The 14,829-nt window shown below is 66.5% G+C and carries 8 protein-coding genes; 2 read left to right on the plus strand and 6 right to left on the minus strand.

The genetic code is table 11. The features are described from left to right. Positions 1-82: 82 nt before the first annotated feature. Positions 83-502: a winged helix-turn-helix transcriptional regulator gene (locus ACZ6W9_RS22480; RefSeq protein WP_189249364.1), complete on the plus strand. Its 420-nt coding sequence runs from the start codon at positions 83-85 to the stop codon at positions 500-502. A 141-nt stretch (positions 503-643) separates the two neighbouring features. On the opposite strand, the gene ACZ6W9_RS22485 is transcribed toward ACZ6W9_RS22480, so the two are convergent. From ACZ6W9_RS22485 to ACZ6W9_RS22500, 4 genes are all read right to left on the minus strand, one after another. Beyond that, positions 644-2,266 (minus strand): SMI1/KNR4 family protein, encoded by a 1,623-nt coding sequence (locus ACZ6W9_RS22485; RefSeq protein WP_470119453.1) that lies wholly within the window; start codon positions 2,264-2,266, stop codon positions 644-646. A 618-nt stretch (positions 2,267-2,884) separates the two neighbouring features. After that, positions 2,885-3,271, minus strand: coding sequence for a hypothetical protein (locus ACZ6W9_RS22490; protein ID WP_389964314.1), 387 nt, complete (start codon positions 3,269-3,271; stop codon positions 2,885-2,887). 452 nt (positions 3,272-3,723) lie between these two features. Beyond that, complete coding sequence (locus tag ACZ6W9_RS22495) at positions 3,724-4,266, minus strand: hypothetical protein (protein ID WP_470119455.1); 543 nt, start codon at positions 4,264-4,266, stop codon at positions 3,724-3,726. Between the two features lie 10 nt (positions 4,267-4,276). Next, the gene (locus ACZ6W9_RS22500; RefSeq protein WP_389964307.1) at positions 4,277-5,005 is read right to left on the minus strand and encodes a polymorphic toxin-type HINT domain-containing protein; all 729 of its coding nucleotides are present in this window, start codon (positions 5,003-5,005) and stop codon (positions 4,277-4,279) included. On the opposite strand from ACZ6W9_RS22500, the gene ACZ6W9_RS22505 reads away from it, so the two are divergent. Continuing rightward, positions 5,004-5,444, plus strand: a complete 441-nt coding sequence (locus tag ACZ6W9_RS22505; RefSeq protein ID WP_470119457.1) for a hypothetical protein — start codon at positions 5,004-5,006, stop codon at positions 5,442-5,444. The genes ACZ6W9_RS22500 and ACZ6W9_RS22505 overlap by 2 nt on opposite strands. A 255-nt stretch (positions 5,445-5,699) precedes the next feature. On the opposite strand, the gene ACZ6W9_RS22510 is transcribed toward ACZ6W9_RS22505, so the two are convergent. Next, positions 5,700-6,116 carry a hypothetical protein gene (locus ACZ6W9_RS22510; protein WP_389964301.1) on the minus strand — a complete coding sequence of 139 codons (417 nt, stop codon included), beginning with the start codon at positions 6,114-6,116 and terminating at the stop codon, positions 5,700-5,702. Positions 6,117-6,163: 47 nt separating this feature from the next. Further along, positions 6,164-14,596 carry a DNRLRE domain-containing protein gene (locus ACZ6W9_RS22515; RefSeq protein ID WP_470119459.1) on the minus strand — a complete coding sequence of 2,811 codons (8,433 nt, stop codon included), beginning with the start codon at positions 14,594-14,596 and terminating at the stop codon, positions 6,164-6,166. Positions 14,597-14,829: the final 233 nt, after the last annotated feature.

Below are 14,829 nucleotides of genomic sequence, written 5' to 3' on the forward strand. Positions count from 1 at the left end.
TCACAGTCTTCCGTCGTGGTTCTCATCGGTAACTACGCTTGATCCTTGACCGCACGCCCACCGGCCACAAGAAGGCAGTTCGATGTCACCCACGCACACCGGGGTAACCGCCCCCGCCGACCTTGACCCCTGCGGACGCGCGGACCACCCCGACTGCGGCATCCGCGATGTCCTGGACCGCATCGGCGATAAATGGTCGGTGCTCGTGATCGTCGAGCTCGCGAGCGGGCCGCGCCGGTTCCGCGAACTGCAGCGCGCCATCGACGGCATCTCCCAGCGCATGCTCACCCTCACCGTGCGCAGGCTCGAACGCGACGGCCTCGTGCTGCGCACCGTGTACCCGACCGTCCCGGCCCAGGTCGACTACCGCCTGACCGGGACCGGGACCGATCTGACCCACCTGGTCAAGGCGCTCGCCGACTGGTCACTCGCCCACCGCGCCGTCATCGCCGAGGCGCGGCACGCGTACGACCAGACCCACCCCGACCATGACATCCGCTGACGAGGGCCGCCGTCGCCGTACATCGGCTACTCATGGGTGCGGCGCCGGCCGATGCGGCGGGTGCTCAGCACCGGTGGCCGGCCAGGCCGGTCGGCGGAAGCCAGAGGGCCTCACCGGTCGCATCGGTGAGACCCCTTCCCGTCACCGCGCCTGCTTCCAGTCCAGCTGGCCCTTCCGCACCACGGGACGCCAGCCGCGGATCGGTCTCCCGGTCTCCAGGGAGTCGGCGGTGGCCCGGAGCAGGGCGAGATAGGAAGGCCAGACGACGTCGCCATCGAGTTGCAGTCCCGTCTCGTTGAAGTACTCGCCGGTCTTGCCGGTGCGGGTGTCGATGAACAGGTTACCGCCGTCGATGGCGGTCGCGAACGGCAGGAGATGACCGTCCCACCAGTAGCCGGCCATCTCCTCGGGCCCGCCCAGGACGATGCCGCACAGCATCTTCCAGTCCGCGTGCAGCGCCTTGACCGACATGAACTCGTAGAACGGCGCGGGACCGAACCCGCCCCAGTAGCGGGCGCCGTCGTGCCGCAGCAGGGACGCCCGCAGGTCGTCGGGGAACCTCATGCCCATCGCCGCCTCGGCCCTGGCGATCTGAACCGGGGTGGCCGGGCCGTACAGGGTCCGGTGGCTCACCGGCGCCCTGGCCGCCAGCCAGCGCTCGATCCGTCGCCACGCCGCGTTCACCCGCGCGGCGACCGCGGGATCCACGGGCCGTACGGCGGGCCGCCGCCGGGCGGGGCGGCAACCGCTGGCGCGGGCCTGCGCCGGGGTGAGCTCCTGCGAGACCGGGGTCGGGGACGGGGTGGGGGTCGGGGACGGGCGCGGGGCGCCGGCGCAGCCGCCGGGCAGTGCGTCGGCCGGCTCTTCGTTCCAGCGCAGCTCGCAGCCCGTGGTGACGGCCGGGTACCGCTCGCGCAGTGCCGTACCGCTCTCCAGGGAGGAAGCCAGCGCCTCCAGCAGCGCCAGGTAGGAGGGCCAGCCCATCGGGCCGTCGTAGCGCAGGTTGCGGCCGTACTCCTTCTCGCCGACCCGGCCGGTGCGCGGATTGACGAACAGCTCCTGGCCGTAGCCTGTGGCGGCGAACGGCAGCAGGCTGCCGTGCCAGGTGCCGCTCTCGGGGTCGGCCGCCTCCGGCGGCCCCTCCATCACCAGGTCGCGGCAGTTGTACGAGCGCAGGCTGGTGAAGCTGTCCAGTGAGGCCAGGCCGTGGGAGAACGGCAGCTGGAATCCGGCGCCGAAGTTCCCGTCGGCTCCGTCGTGGCGGAGCAGCGACGCGTACAGGTCGTCGGGGAGCCGGGCCCGCTGGTAGTGCTCCCACCGGGCGACGTCGTGCGCCTGCGCCGGATGCCGGAGCCTGCGCAGCGTGGCCGAGGCGTGCGCGCCGAGCCAGCGTTCGATCCCGTCCCACGCCCGCTCCACCCGGGCGGCGACCGCCGGGTCGAGGGCGCGCGGGCTGAAGGCGGGCGTCGGTTCGTCGGTGACGAGCGGTTCGGTGATCACCTCCGGTTCCGGTCCCTCCCCCTCCCAGGAGACGGGTTCGCAGCCGGCCGCGCGGGCCTGGGCCGGGCTGAGCGCCCGCGCCCGGATCGCCGCCTCCAACTCCGTGTCCCAGCGCCCCTCGGAGTCGTAGCACGTCATCGATATGGAGCCGAAGCCCCCGAAGCTGCACATGGACGTCTCGGCCGCCTCCGGCGCACCGGCCACGACGAGGCTTCCCAGCAGCACGAGGGCGAACGCTGCGCGAATGCCACGCGATATCGGCACTCGCCGCACCCTACCGGCTCATTTTGATCTTCACCACAGAACGACCGGTTCCGAATCTCGATCATCGAACCCGGCCCCGCCTGCGGCCTGACCGCCGCCCACATCCACGTCCTGTCGGCTCTGCACCCACTGGTCGTCCGCGGCCTGACCATCATGGCCGACTCCGGCCATGACGGCGCCGACACCGGCATCCGCACTCCCACCAAGAACCCGGCTGACGGTGGGCCCCTCGACGTCGGCTCCCGCACCCGCAACGAACTCCTACGCACCCTGCGCTGTCTGGGGAACGCAGATTCGCCCTGCTCACCCAACGCTGGCGCACCCTGCAACGCATCACCGTCGGCCCAAGCAGGATCGGTGCATCGTCAAGGCCGCGTTCATCCTCACTCATTCCGAGCACGGGTGCCTGGCGTAGAAATCGCTGAGATCACCTCATTGACGTTGTGGCCAAGAGCCTCAGAAGGCCCCACCGAGCACGCTCGGTGGGGCCTTATCAGCGGCGCTGGAACTCCCAATTGGCCGAAGCTGTTGAGAGTCAAGCGCCACTCTCACGAGAACCTGTACAGATCCTCCAAGGCGCATCCCACGCAGTCTCTATATCTGCGACGCCTAGGCTATTCACAGATCATAGGGATAAAGCTGCAGTTCGGGAACCTGGAAGGAAATGAACCCCTTGATGGGAAGCTCTGACCTGAGATTCGGGATTTCAATCAGGATGATGTCCGATCCCACCCTAATCCCCACGACTGGATCATCGTCATCGTTAAACTTGACAACCTCGCCCGTAACGAGGGTGACAAGATCTGTCCCGGCGACCTTCGAAAGGGAAGCGGTGCTCGACGGGGCCGTCACCCACTCCGTCACCTCCTCCGGAACCTCTATCTCGACATCGAATTGGCCCGTATCTGCGGGATTCGGCCCCATCCAGCGGTCGGACGCGGTGCCGGGCGCGCATCGGAAAGATACGATTCCTAGCGAATGGTCTATTATTTGCAGAACTCCCACTCTCATTATTTCAGCCCCAGTGGAACGCGCTGCATTGTATTGCTGGCGGTCCATGTATTGGTGACGGAATTCCAATCCTATGTTTCCATGTGATAGTGGAATCTCGTGGGTTTGCTGTTCATCTCATGATCACCCATCCGAATGCTGCGGCGCCCATCGGCAGATACAAGTCGATTGGGATCGACCTGTCCCGTTCGCGGATGAATATTCGTATACGGGTCACGTGATCGGCGGCTAAAGTTACAAGCCACCCGCCGCATACGTGCTCCCTGATTTCTCGGCAAGCGTTAATGGCTGCGTTCAGTTATTCCTGAACCTGTTCCATGCCGGTAGGGTTTCTGGCTCCGCCGATGTCGGCGTAGTACTTTTTGAAGCTGTTTCTGAAGCGGCCGAGGTCAACTCCATCGGGAACCGTAACGGTGTCGGTCTTGCCGCCGCCACGATCGCCTACGTTAGTATCCAAGCATATGATGCTCAACGAAGCCGAGCTGTTCCTCTATGCCGAGAGCAACGGCAGCGTGCCATCGAACTGCTGATGGCCAGGCTGCTGTGGTCATCATCCGCAGTTTATCCATCGCCTCATCTGTGTTCAGTTCGCTAAGCGAGAGAATCACTTTCTGGCAAAGCCAGAAAGCTGGCGCTTCGTGTTCACACGAGCGTTCCGCGAGCCGGAACATGCTGTTCGCTGAGGCATCCTCTCTGATCTCTCCGAGAATATCTATGAGGTCTTCGTAATCGATTCCCTTGACATCTGAATCTATGAGTTCGGTGACGGTGCCGCCGAGGCCGGCTACCTTGAGTGCGGCGGCAAGGTTCGCGAATCTTTCAACACGGCGCCAGTTGCGCTGCGCCGCTGATTCTTTGATCCATCCCACCACGGTACTTGAGACGGCTGGATATCTTTTCGCGATCTCCTGGGCGCGCTCCGGCGAGATATAGCCATCTATCAGTGAATCGACCTTTTCGATGATATTATCTCCTGCTCCATGATTCATGGCCAATCATCTACTCTCCTGAAGTCGCCGATCCAGGTGCTCCCGGGACTGGGTGACAAAATTCTCCGTTCCCTTCACGGTAATCTCGCCGTTCGGCCCAAGCTGATTGAACTCTCTTTCGCTCATCGCCCGGTAGAACGTCTCGCCACATTCGGTGTTGTGAACGAGGAGGTCGGCCTCTCCCGCGGCCGTGTGAGTAGGTGTGGATGTCGGCGGCGGACAGGTTGTGGACGCGCTGGCCGTGCCGTACCTCGTGGCGGACGGCGGTGATCTGGACGTGGGTGCCGGCGGAGGTCCGCAGCCACATGCCGGGGCGGAACTGTCCGGCGTCGGTCCAGGCACCGTACTCGGGGACCCAGCTGGGGTGGCGGTCGGTGGCGGTCACACTGCCGGTCTTGGCGCCCCGGTCGCCGTCGACGTCGCCGGTGATGGTGACCAGGCGTTTGACGCCCTTGCTGGTGATCGTCTTGAGCACCGGCTTGGCGGCGGTGGCGCCGGTCGCCGGGTCGGTGGCGATGACCTTGTCGCCGACCTTCAGGGTGTCGATCGCCTTGTGGGTGCCGTCGGCGAGCAGAACCTTGGTGCCGGGGAGGAAGCTGCTGATCGGGCAGGCGCTGGCGGCTCCGCCGGGCTGGCTCTTGGGCTTGGCCGGCACCTGCTTCCGGGTGGTGACGGTGGTGCCCTTCTTGTCCTTGCTCAGCACGGCCTGGGCGCTCTGTTTCACCCGGTGGGCGTTCATGATCTGTTTCTCGATCGTCAGCGGCGGCGTCGTTGCCGGCCTTGACGGCGGCGGCCAGGCGGTCGGAGAACTTGTTGAGAGTTCCGGCCGCCTTCTTGACGGCGTTGGCGGCGCCGGTGACGTTTCCGGCGACCTTGACGGTGGTCTTCATCCATTTGACCGCGGTGGCGGCGGTGCCGGCGAAGAGGATGGCGGCGGCCGCCGACCGGGCGGCGTCGACGTAGTTGCCCTCGGCGGTGTACCAGGCGGCGTTGGCCAGGTCGGCGACCTCGCCGACGGCCGGGACCATGCCGACCACGTCCAGGGCCGGATGGCCGACGTCCGACAGCGACAGGCCGAACAGACGGCTGTCGATCTCGACGTAGGAGACGGGGTTGCCGCCGGTGAAGGCGTGATGGTTGGCGGTCCAGGGGGCGGTGCCGAGGTCCGTCCAGGGTGAGGAGGTGGTTGAGGCCGGGGTTGAGGTCGCGGAACTCCACGTCGTACCTGCCGGTGGGGTTGCCCAGCGCCAGGTACGACATGGGGCGCGATTGCGGAAGCGTCGCGCCGGGTCGAGCGGGAATTCCCGCTCGACCCGGCGCTTTGGCCGCACTATGCGCCGTGTGGGCGGCCCGTCAACTGCTTGCCGACTCGGGTGAGGCGCCGGCGGCCACGAGGACGGCCTCCTGTCCCCCCGGGCGTATGAACATCCAGGTCAGGTTTCGTTTCCCGCTTCCCGGCCCTTTCCGGGATCGTGATTCCTCCAGTCCCAGAAGGGGTCCAGATGGAACCGTTCCAGAACCTGGTCATACCTGAGGAGCTCTCCGTGATTTGTGTCAAGGAGCCCGTCGAGCCCCTGGATGACTTCCGGAAGGAGCCGGCGGATGGAGGGCATGTCGGGATACTCGATGAGTATCGCACTGAATTCTCCCAGTTCTTGGGATATTTCAGCGATTTCCTCCTTCTCGAACTCGGCGATGACGTCACCGGACAAGTCGACGCCGAAAGAAAATCCCCCTTGTTCCAGGTGATCGAAGAACTCCCCCTTGCTGTAGGAGCCGACATGGCGCAGTCGGTCCACGAGCTTTCTGTGAGTATCCACGTCACTCAGGAGCACGATGGTGGGTCGCATGGCGATGCCTCCTTGTTGGCCGGGCAGCTGCCGAGAGGGTGTGAAGCCTACGGCGCCAGGACGTCCAGCAGTACATTCTTATCTCGGGTGACCATTATCCCAGCCTTTTCGAGACTCTTGATGACGCTTCCGCGCCCTTCCGGAAGGTACACGATCACTGGGTAGCCCGTCAGGCTCTGTGTGGCCAAGGCCTGCTTCAGGGCGCCCTTGCCCGAGCCTGCTTTCACTTGGATCACTGCGTTCTTGGTCACGATATCGAAGTCGGTGAGAGGCTTTCCGTCGGCCCCCATGATTTCGATTCCCTGAGCCACGACATGGCCTGGATAGCGGGCATTGATGTCTTTGACGAGTTCGGGGACGAGCGGGTCGTCGCCCTTGCCGATCAAATGTGCCGCTTTGGCCGCGCCGCCGAGCTTGCCGAGCTTGCCGAGCTTTCCTAGCTTGCCGACCGGTATCACGGAAATGGCGGCCCACACGCAAGCCCCGCCATCTCCGCCGGCACAGTTGACGTAGTCCGCAACAAAAAGATCGTAAAGTGCGGCCACCTCTGACTTGCCCCACCGGCAATTCTGATGACCGATCTTCTTGCAGAACGTGAAGTAGGCGTTGATGTCCTCGCCGGGCATGGGGCTGGGAGTCGCGGACGGATCGGCGGTGGGGGCGGCATCCGGCACGGGTGCCAGAGGCGACGGCTGTGGTGTCGGTGACGGAGCGGGGCCTGTTCCTGCTTGGTAGGTTCCGCCGTAGCCGTTCTTGTCGTAGGCGGGGAGTCCTGCCTGTTTGCGGGCGATCGCGTTGTTCTTGCTCACGCAGTCGGGGGAGTTCGGTGAGCATCCGTAGGGGTCGTGGCCGTCGAGTTCGATGCCGGTGATGGGGTTGCCGCCGGTGAAGGCGTAGCGGTTGGCGGTCCAGGGGTCGGTGCCGAGGCTGAGGTCGGCCAGGGCGCCGTTGTAGGAGTCGAGGGTGAGGAAGCGGTTGAGGCCGGGGTTGTAGTCGCGGAACCCCATGTCGTACATGCCGGTGGAGTTGTCCCAGCGCTTGGCGTTGAAGCGGTAGGGGTTGTACTCGTCCTTGGCGGTGGGGTTCGCGGGGTCGGGTTTGTCGACGCCGGTGAACAGGGCGTCGTCGTTGCTGCCGTAGGCGGTGTAGCCGTAGGTGGCGCGGGTGTCGCCGGACTCGCCGGTGATGGCTTCGACGTCGGTGTGGGCGTTGTAGCCGTAGTAGGAGGACTCCTCCCCGCCGGCGGCGGTGGTCTTCACCTGCGACAGCCGCTCGCCCCACGGGCTGTACTGGAAGGAGCGGACCAGTTTGCCGGCGACCTCCTCGTCCAGCACCTCACCTGAGAGGCCGAGGTAGGAGTAGAGGGTGGTCTTGGCCTTGTCGGTGCCTTCCTTCTCCGTCTTGGAGGTGGTGCGGTCCAGCGGGTCGTAGGTGTAGGTGGTCACCGTCGGGGTGGCCCCGTCGCCGCCGAGCTTCTCGTGCCGGGTGACGTGGTCGAAGCCGTCGTAGGTGTACTTCTCCCGAACCTTGCCGCCGCCGGTGATGGTGCGCAGCCGGCCGTACGGGTCGTAGGTGTAGGTGCTGGTGGCCCCGGCGGTGGTGGAGGTCATCAGCCGGTTGCGGTCGAAGGTGAAGGTGGTCTGCTTGCCCAGCACCGTCTGGTCGTAGACGTTGCTGTTGGCGTCGTGCCAGTAGATGTCAGTGGTCGCCGCGCCGCCGCCGACGGGTGTCTTGACGGACTTGGCGATGCGGTCGCGGGGGTCGTAGGTGTAGGTGTACTCGTTCTCCAGGTAGGCGCCGGGGGAGTCGGCGTTCTGCAGCTTGGTCAGGTCGCGGGAGCGCTGCAGGTTGCCCTGGTAGCCGATGGTGTGCTCGGAGACCACCGTGCCGCCTGGTTTCTTCTCGATCGAGTGCCGCAGCAGGCCGTCGAGGAAGTAGTCGTAGGCGACGGTGTTGCCGTTGGCCTTGGTCTCGGTCAGCCGTTCGGCTCTGGGCGTGTAGGTGTAGCCGGTGGTCTTCGGCGCGGTGTCGGTGGCCGACTTCTTGTTGACGACCTGGTCGACGAGGTCGCGGACGTCGTAGCGGTAGGTCGCCAGCGTCTTGTCGTGGGTGCGCTCGGTGACGGCGCCGTTCTCGTTGTAGCGGTAGGTCGTGGTGTTCTTCACCACGCCGTCGAGCTTCTCCTTGATCGTGTCGATCTGGTTCAGGCCGGTGTAGGCGATGTCCCAGACGTCGATCTTCGCGGTGGGGGAGTTGTCCTCGATCAGGGTGAGGTTGGCGTTGGGGTCGTAGGTGTAGTGGAAGTCCTTCTTCTCGGTGTCGGTCTCACCGCCGGCGTCACGGACCAGCTTGACCGCGTCCGCGGCGACGGTTCCGTTCGCCTCGTCGGTCAGGGTGATCGAGTGGGTGTTGCCCTCGGCGAAGGTGAACTCGCCCAGGCTGACCCATTCACCCGCGCGGGCGGTCTGGTCGACCGTCGCGGTGGTCTCGCCGCCGTCGTACTTGATCGTGTACTTGGCGTTGGTCGCCGTCGCGCCGGTGGGGTAGCGGACGTGGACCTTGTACTTGCCCTTCGAGGGGGTGGTGAGATTCCAGGTGAAGGCCGACTGGCCGGTGCCGGCCGGGGCGATGGCGTAGTCGTAGCCGGTGAAGCCGGTGCCCGGCTCGACCGTGGCCGCCAGGCCCGTGCCGCCGCCTGCGGCGCCGACGGTGGTCCAGGAGCCGGTGGTGCTCACCTGCCCGACGTCGGAGTTGTCGTCCAGGACGACGTCCAGGCCGAGCGGCGCCCCGTCGTCGGAGTGGGTCCGAAGCTTGCCGTCGGGGTAGTAGGACCAGTCCATGGCCCGCTGTGAGGAGCCGCCCGCGCTGGTGACGGTGCGGTTGGTCTGCAGGCCGAGGGTGTTGTAGTCGTAGGTGGTCTTGATGTCCCACGGGTCGGTGGTGGTCTTCGACCAGCCGTTGTCCCAGTAGGTCATCTTGGAGACGTTGCGGATCGTCTGCCCGTGCGACGGCGGGGCGGAGATCTCCTTGAGCCGCGACACCTCGTCGTAGACGTACTTCACCGAGTCGGGGGTGTCGTACTTCGGGTCGCCGGAGTCGAAGGGGTAGATCTCCTCGGCCGGCCGGTTGAGCTTGTCGTACCTGGTCTCGGCGATGAAGTCGGTGTCGTCGTCCGTGGTCTCCACACCGCGCGGGGTGATGACCTTGGTACGGTTGCCGACCTCGTCGTAGACGAACCGGGTGACCGTGTACTTGATCGTCCCGTCGGTCTGCGAGTGCGGCACCCTCGTCTGGGCCACCTCGCCGCGGCCGTTCAGGTCGATGAAGGTCTTGTTGCCTTCCTGGTCGGTCTGGCTCGTCACCAGGCCGTCCAGGTCGTACCCGGTCCCGGTCTCGTGACCGGCGGCGTCCTTGGCGCGGGTGATGCGGTGGTTGCGGTCGTAGGTGTAGAAGGCGGTGTAGTCGCCGGTGTCGGCGGTGGCGTTCTTACGCGGGGCGATGACCGTGGTGGTGTTGCCGACGTTGTCGTAGACGTAGGTGATCTTGTGCTGTTCGGCGTTGAGGACGTCGGTCAGCTGGTAGATCGGGTCGTAGGTGTACGTCGTGACGAAGTCGCCCGCCTCGGGGGTGAGGTTGCCCTTCGGCTCGGTCTGCGTCTTGAGGTTGCCGGCCGCGTCGTAGGTGAAGGACACCTTGCGCTCCGGCCCGTCCGCGGTGTCCTTGGGCAGCACCGACTCCAGCAACTGGTCGGCGTCGTCGTAGAGCGCGGTGGAGACCGCCCCGTTGGGCGCGGTCATCGTGACGATGTTGTCGTTGCGGTCGTATTCGGGCGCCGGGGTGACGATCAGTACCGGCGGGCTGGCGTCCTGGTCCTTGGGGACCGTGTTCTCCAGGGGGCGTTTGAAGACGTCGTAGGTCTGGGTGGTCTTCTTGCCCAGCGCGTCGGTCACCGACCGCACGTTGCCGCGCACGTCGTAGGAGGTGACGGTGTCCTTGCCGTACGCGTCGGTGATCTTCTCCGGGTAACCGGAGGGGTGGTAGTCACCGTAGGAGGTCGGGTTGTCGTTGGCGTCGATGCTCTTTGTCAGCTGACCGAAGCCGTCGTACTCGTACGACGTCGTGTAGTCGCCGTCGGCGGCCGAGGCGACGCCGAGCGGGTCGGTGACGGTCTTCAGGTTGCCCTTGCCGTCGTAGCCGAAGACCCACTTACGGCCCTCCGGTGAGGTCTTCTCGGTCAGGTCCGCGACGTAACCGTTCAGGGAGGGCGTGTACTTCAGTACCGTCGGATCGGTGCCGTTGTGGTTGGCCTCGGCGTCCCACAACTTCTGCGGATAGCCGGTCTTCGGGTCATACTCCCAGCTGGCGTAGGCGCCGTTGGCCTCGGTCAGCCGGGTGACGTTGTGGTCGGGGTCCCACTGCAGGCCCGTGGTCTCGTTCTTGGCGTTGGTGATCGACTCCGCCCGGCCGTAGGCGTCCAGCACGTACTTCGTCTGGTGCTGCAGCGGGTCGGTGACGGTGGCGTGGATCTTGCCGCCCTGCGGGCCGTCGGGGTCGACGTAGTCGAACTTCGTCTCCCCGTCCAGCCGGTCGATGAGCTTTTCGACCTTCCACTTGTCCTTGGGGTCGACCGGCGCCTCGTAGTAGGTGACGTCGGTGGAGTGGCCGCGCGGGTCCTTCACCGACACCAGCTTGACGTTCTTGTTGCCCTGGGTGGCGTCGTAGGTGAAGCCGAACGTCTTGGCCTGCTCGTCGCCGGCGCCGTCGACCATCTTGGCCATCAGGCCCTTGTCGGTGTAGGTGAAGGTGACCTTCCGCCCGGCGATGTCGGTGATGGACTCGACGTTGTCGATGATGTGCGGGTTGGTCAGCTTGGTGGCCTTCACCTCCTTGCCGGCGTCGTCGATGTAGGCGTAGTCCTGGCCCTTGGCGTAATAGGTGAGGGTCAGGGTGCGCCGGCCGGTGGCGTCGGTGATGTGCTGCAGGAACTTGGTGGGCTTGTTGTTGGACTTGCGGCGCTCGTAGGTGAACGACATGGTGTTGCCGTTCTTGTCGACGATCGCCGACTGGAAGCCCTCGTCGTCGTAGAAGAACTGGGTGCGGTCGGGCTTGGTGAACACCCACTTGCGCAGCGGGTCACGCGATCCGGTCTGCTGCAGGTACAGGTGCACGCCGCGGGGGTTGCGGTAGGCGCAGGTGGACGGGGTGCAGGTCTTGGGGTCCGTGCCCTCGGGCAGGGTCCACACGTGCGTGGTGCCGTCGCCGTCGGTCATCCGTACCTGCGAGGGCCAGTCCTGGCCGGGCGGATGGAAGGAGACCTGCGATCCCAGCCGCTGCAGCGTGGAGGCCTGCAGGCTCCAGCCGTACCCCATCGACGAGGCGGAGGTGTCGAGGCTGTTGTAGGTCATCCGCACGAACGTCTGCGGTCCGCGGGAGGGATTGGTGAAAGCGTTGTAGTTCCACACCAGGTTGCCGGCGTACGGGTTGACCAGCGCGGTGGATCCGGCGCCGGTGTTCTTGCCGGTGTACTGGTAGAACTTCTCCAGTCCCAGCAGGTCGCTGGTGGGGGAGTCGAGGCGGATCTGCTGCGGCAGCTCCGGCAGGTGGTGGGTGGCCGACTTCCAGTTGTTGGTGGTGGTGTCCTGCACGTCCCACACCAGGCTGACGGCCTCGGCCTTGTTGCCGCCGGCGCCGGTGAGGGCCGGGGCCTTGACGGTGGCGTAGACCGCGGTCGACGCACCCGGTGCCAGGTCGGCCGGCAACTGGGTTCGGAGCTGGTTGTCGGCGGTGGAGACGTCGGTGCCGTCGGGCAGTTTCCAGTGGTAGGACAGCGCGGTGGAGCCGGCCTTCCAGGTTTCGGCGGTGGTGTTGGTGACCGCGACGGTGATCTGCCGGGTGGCGCCGGCGTCCAGCCGGTCGGGGGTACCGGGGGCGTAGAAGGTCGAGGCGCCGTCGGTCTTGTCGGCGTAGGTTACCCGCAGCCGGGGCCGCAGCAGCGGCTCGTCGGTCTCGGAGGCCAGGAACTGCACCGACTGCTTGGCCGTACCCGCCTCGTTGGCGACCTTGACCAGCAGGCCACGGTTGCTTGAGGGATCGGCGATCCATGCCTTGGCGGCATTGGTGACGGTCCACTGCTGCCAACGCGGCTGGGCGCTCACCGCGCCGGCCGAACCCAGCGCCGCCGCGTCGAAGTCGCCTCCGGCGGTGCTCCAGGAGGCGGTGGCGTCGGCCTTGGCCCAGGTGGCGTTCTCGTCGAAGCCGCGGGTGAGGCGGTGGGCGTTGAAGGTGACACCCGAGCCGGTGGAGGTGGCCGCCCACAGCGACAGGGTGGCCTCGCTGATCTGGGCGTCGGCCGGGATCCGGCCGGCGAAGTCACCGAAACCCACCAGCGCGCGGGTGGTGCCCGGCGTGGTGGTGGTGTTGCCGGCCTGCAGCCGCTTCAGCCCGCCCACGGTGTCGTGGCCGGCCGATGCCTCGCCGGAGGCGAGCGTGGTGTCGGCGTCGGCGACCAGCACCCGGGTCACCTGGCCGGGACGGGGCAGGATGACCCGCATCTCCTGCGAGGCGGAGGTCTGGCCGTTCTTCAGCACCGACTCCACCCAGTAGGTGGCCTGGTGGATGTAGGCGGGATCGGCGGCGGCCTGGGGGTCGGCGCCGCTGCTGGTGTCGACGTAGGAGGTCACGTTCGCCGGCAGCGTGGTGACCAGCTGCGAATCCAGGGTGGAGGCGCCCTCGCTCAGCTGGCAGCCCGAGGGGCAGTACCGGTACAGCCGGTACTCGGCCAGATCGTCGGAGGCGTCCCCGGGGGTGGGGTCGGCGTACGGTGTCCACGACAGCGACGCGCCCACCGAGGTGGCCGTCTCCGGCTGCTTGAGCCGCACCGACGGGGTGCCGAAGGTGAGGGTCAGCTTGGGGTACGTGGCGGTCTCACCGGTCATGCCGTCGCCGCCGTAGAGGTCCTCACTGGACTCGTACACCGGCCCGCCGATCTTGGCGGTGGAGGACTCGTCGGCGGCCTTGAGCAGCACGCCCCAGGCTGGGTCGGCGGTCGCCGACCAGGCGTTGGCCAGGGCGGTGACATCGAAGGAGTGCCAGCGCGACAGCTCCCCGGCGTTCTTGGTGACCGAGGCGGCCACCGTGGGGGAGAAGGTCGGCTGGTTGTTCCAGGTGGCGGTGAAGGAGTCCCAGTCGCCGGTGATCTCGTGCGCCTCCACCGTGACCGGCCCGGCGGTGCCCAGGGCCTGGTCGAAGTAGGTCTCCAGCGTCGCCTGGTCGACGCGGGCGCCCAGCGGCAGCACGTCCCAGCTGGGCCAGTTGAAGTACAGCAGCGCACGGTTGACGCCGTTCGCGGTCTTGCCGACCGGCAGCTTCCAGGAGGAGTCGAAGTTCACCTTCGGCGAGGCCGAGTCCACGTAGGTGTTCTGGGCTGAGTCGACACCGAGGTCGATCGTGGGGTCGATCACCACCGGCCACTTACGGTCCGGCGCGGCCAGCCACGCGGCGTCCGGCTTCAGGGTGATCGTCGTCTCGGCGCCCTGTCCGCCCAGCGTCTGGGTGACGGCCGCGGAGAAACGCCTGCCGTACGGAGAGGCCGGATCGGCGGCGGAGTCGACCATGAACGGCTTGGGGATCGTGAATGCGGGAACGTCCTCACCCTTGGCGGTGAAGGCGATCGAGCCGTCCGGCCGGGCCTGCGGCTCGACGCCGCCGGTCTTGACGGTGAAGGCGAACTCCGTCCCCGCCGCCGGCGCCTTGGACAGGACGATGTACTCCTTCACCCCCTGGGAGGTGAGCTTGTAGACCAGATCGGCGCCGTCCCACACGCCGCGGTAGGTGACGGTCGAGCCCTTCACCTCCGGGGCGATCCGCCGGGATCCACCCGCCACGCCCAAGGTCAGCTGCCGCTCCCCGGTCTTGATCCTCGCGAGCCGGGCGGTGTCGTCGCCGAAGCGGGAGGAGAAACCGGTGCGGTCGTTGCCGTGGATGAAACCCTCACCGGAGGCCGCGCCGACCGCGGTGTCGATCGGCTGCCACGCGCCGTCCGCGTCCCGGTAGTGGCGAGGAACGCTGGACAGCTCCACCTGCCGGCGGCCGTCCTCCAGCTCATAGACCGAGCCGTAGGTGAAGCGCTTTCCGGTCAGTTCCTTGACCCGCTTGCCGGGGGGTTTCGGCTTCTGCCGCTGCGGAGCGGTGCCGGTACGGCCGGGCAGGGCCGCGGCCCCGGTGCCGGCGCGCATCTCTCCCCGTGGAGGTTCGGCGAACAGCTCGCCGATGCCTGTGGCCAGCCGGGCCAGCAGTCCCGGCCCGGCCGCCGCCGGGATGGACGGCTGGGCCAGCGCCGGGGAGGCCGGGGCCAGGGAGGCCAGCAGGGCGACGCCGGCCGCCGCGGCGATCAGCCGTCGCCGCGGCCGTTTGCGGCGCCGGGGGGATCCGGTTTCCGACCGGGCAGGCCGATCGGAAGAGGTGGGGGGTAACGGGCGCACACCATCTCCAGTCATGCCAGAAGTGGCTGGTAGAGAACAAAACGCCCTGATCGTAAAGATAGAGATGACAGCAGTAAACGATCACCGTCAGTGATCTTGTTGATGCCGTGTAACGGAAACAAGGGAGAGGTCGATATCTATGCTCGCTCGCGGCGGCGACTTGCGGAGGCAAGCAAGGTCACCTGCTCAAACTTATTTTTTCCTTATGCGAGAACCCTGGCTCCCGGCTTCAT

It is taken from the genome of Streptosporangium sp. NPDC053982, assembly GCF_055585205.1.

Excerpts from the sequence above, each read along its gene's own strand:
- ACZ6W9_RS22510 (WP_389964301.1), bottom strand. The coding sequence starts at position 6,116 with ATGCGACCCACCATCGTGCTCCTGAGTGACGTGGATACTCACAGAAAG.
- ACZ6W9_RS22495 (WP_470119455.1), bottom strand. The coding sequence starts at position 4,266 with ATGAATCATGGAGCAGGAGATAATATCATCGAAAAGGTCGATTCACTG.
- ACZ6W9_RS22500 (WP_389964307.1), bottom strand. The coding sequence starts at position 5,005 with ATGAACGCCCACCGGGTGAAACAGAGCGCCCAGGCCGTGCTGAGCAAG.
- ACZ6W9_RS22505 (WP_470119457.1), top strand. The coding sequence starts at position 5,004 with ATGATCTGTTTCTCGATCGTCAGCGGCGGCGTCGTTGCCGGCCTTGAC.
- ACZ6W9_RS22480 (WP_189249364.1), top strand. The coding sequence starts at position 83 with ATGTCACCCACGCACACCGGGGTAACCGCCCCCGCCGACCTTGACCCC.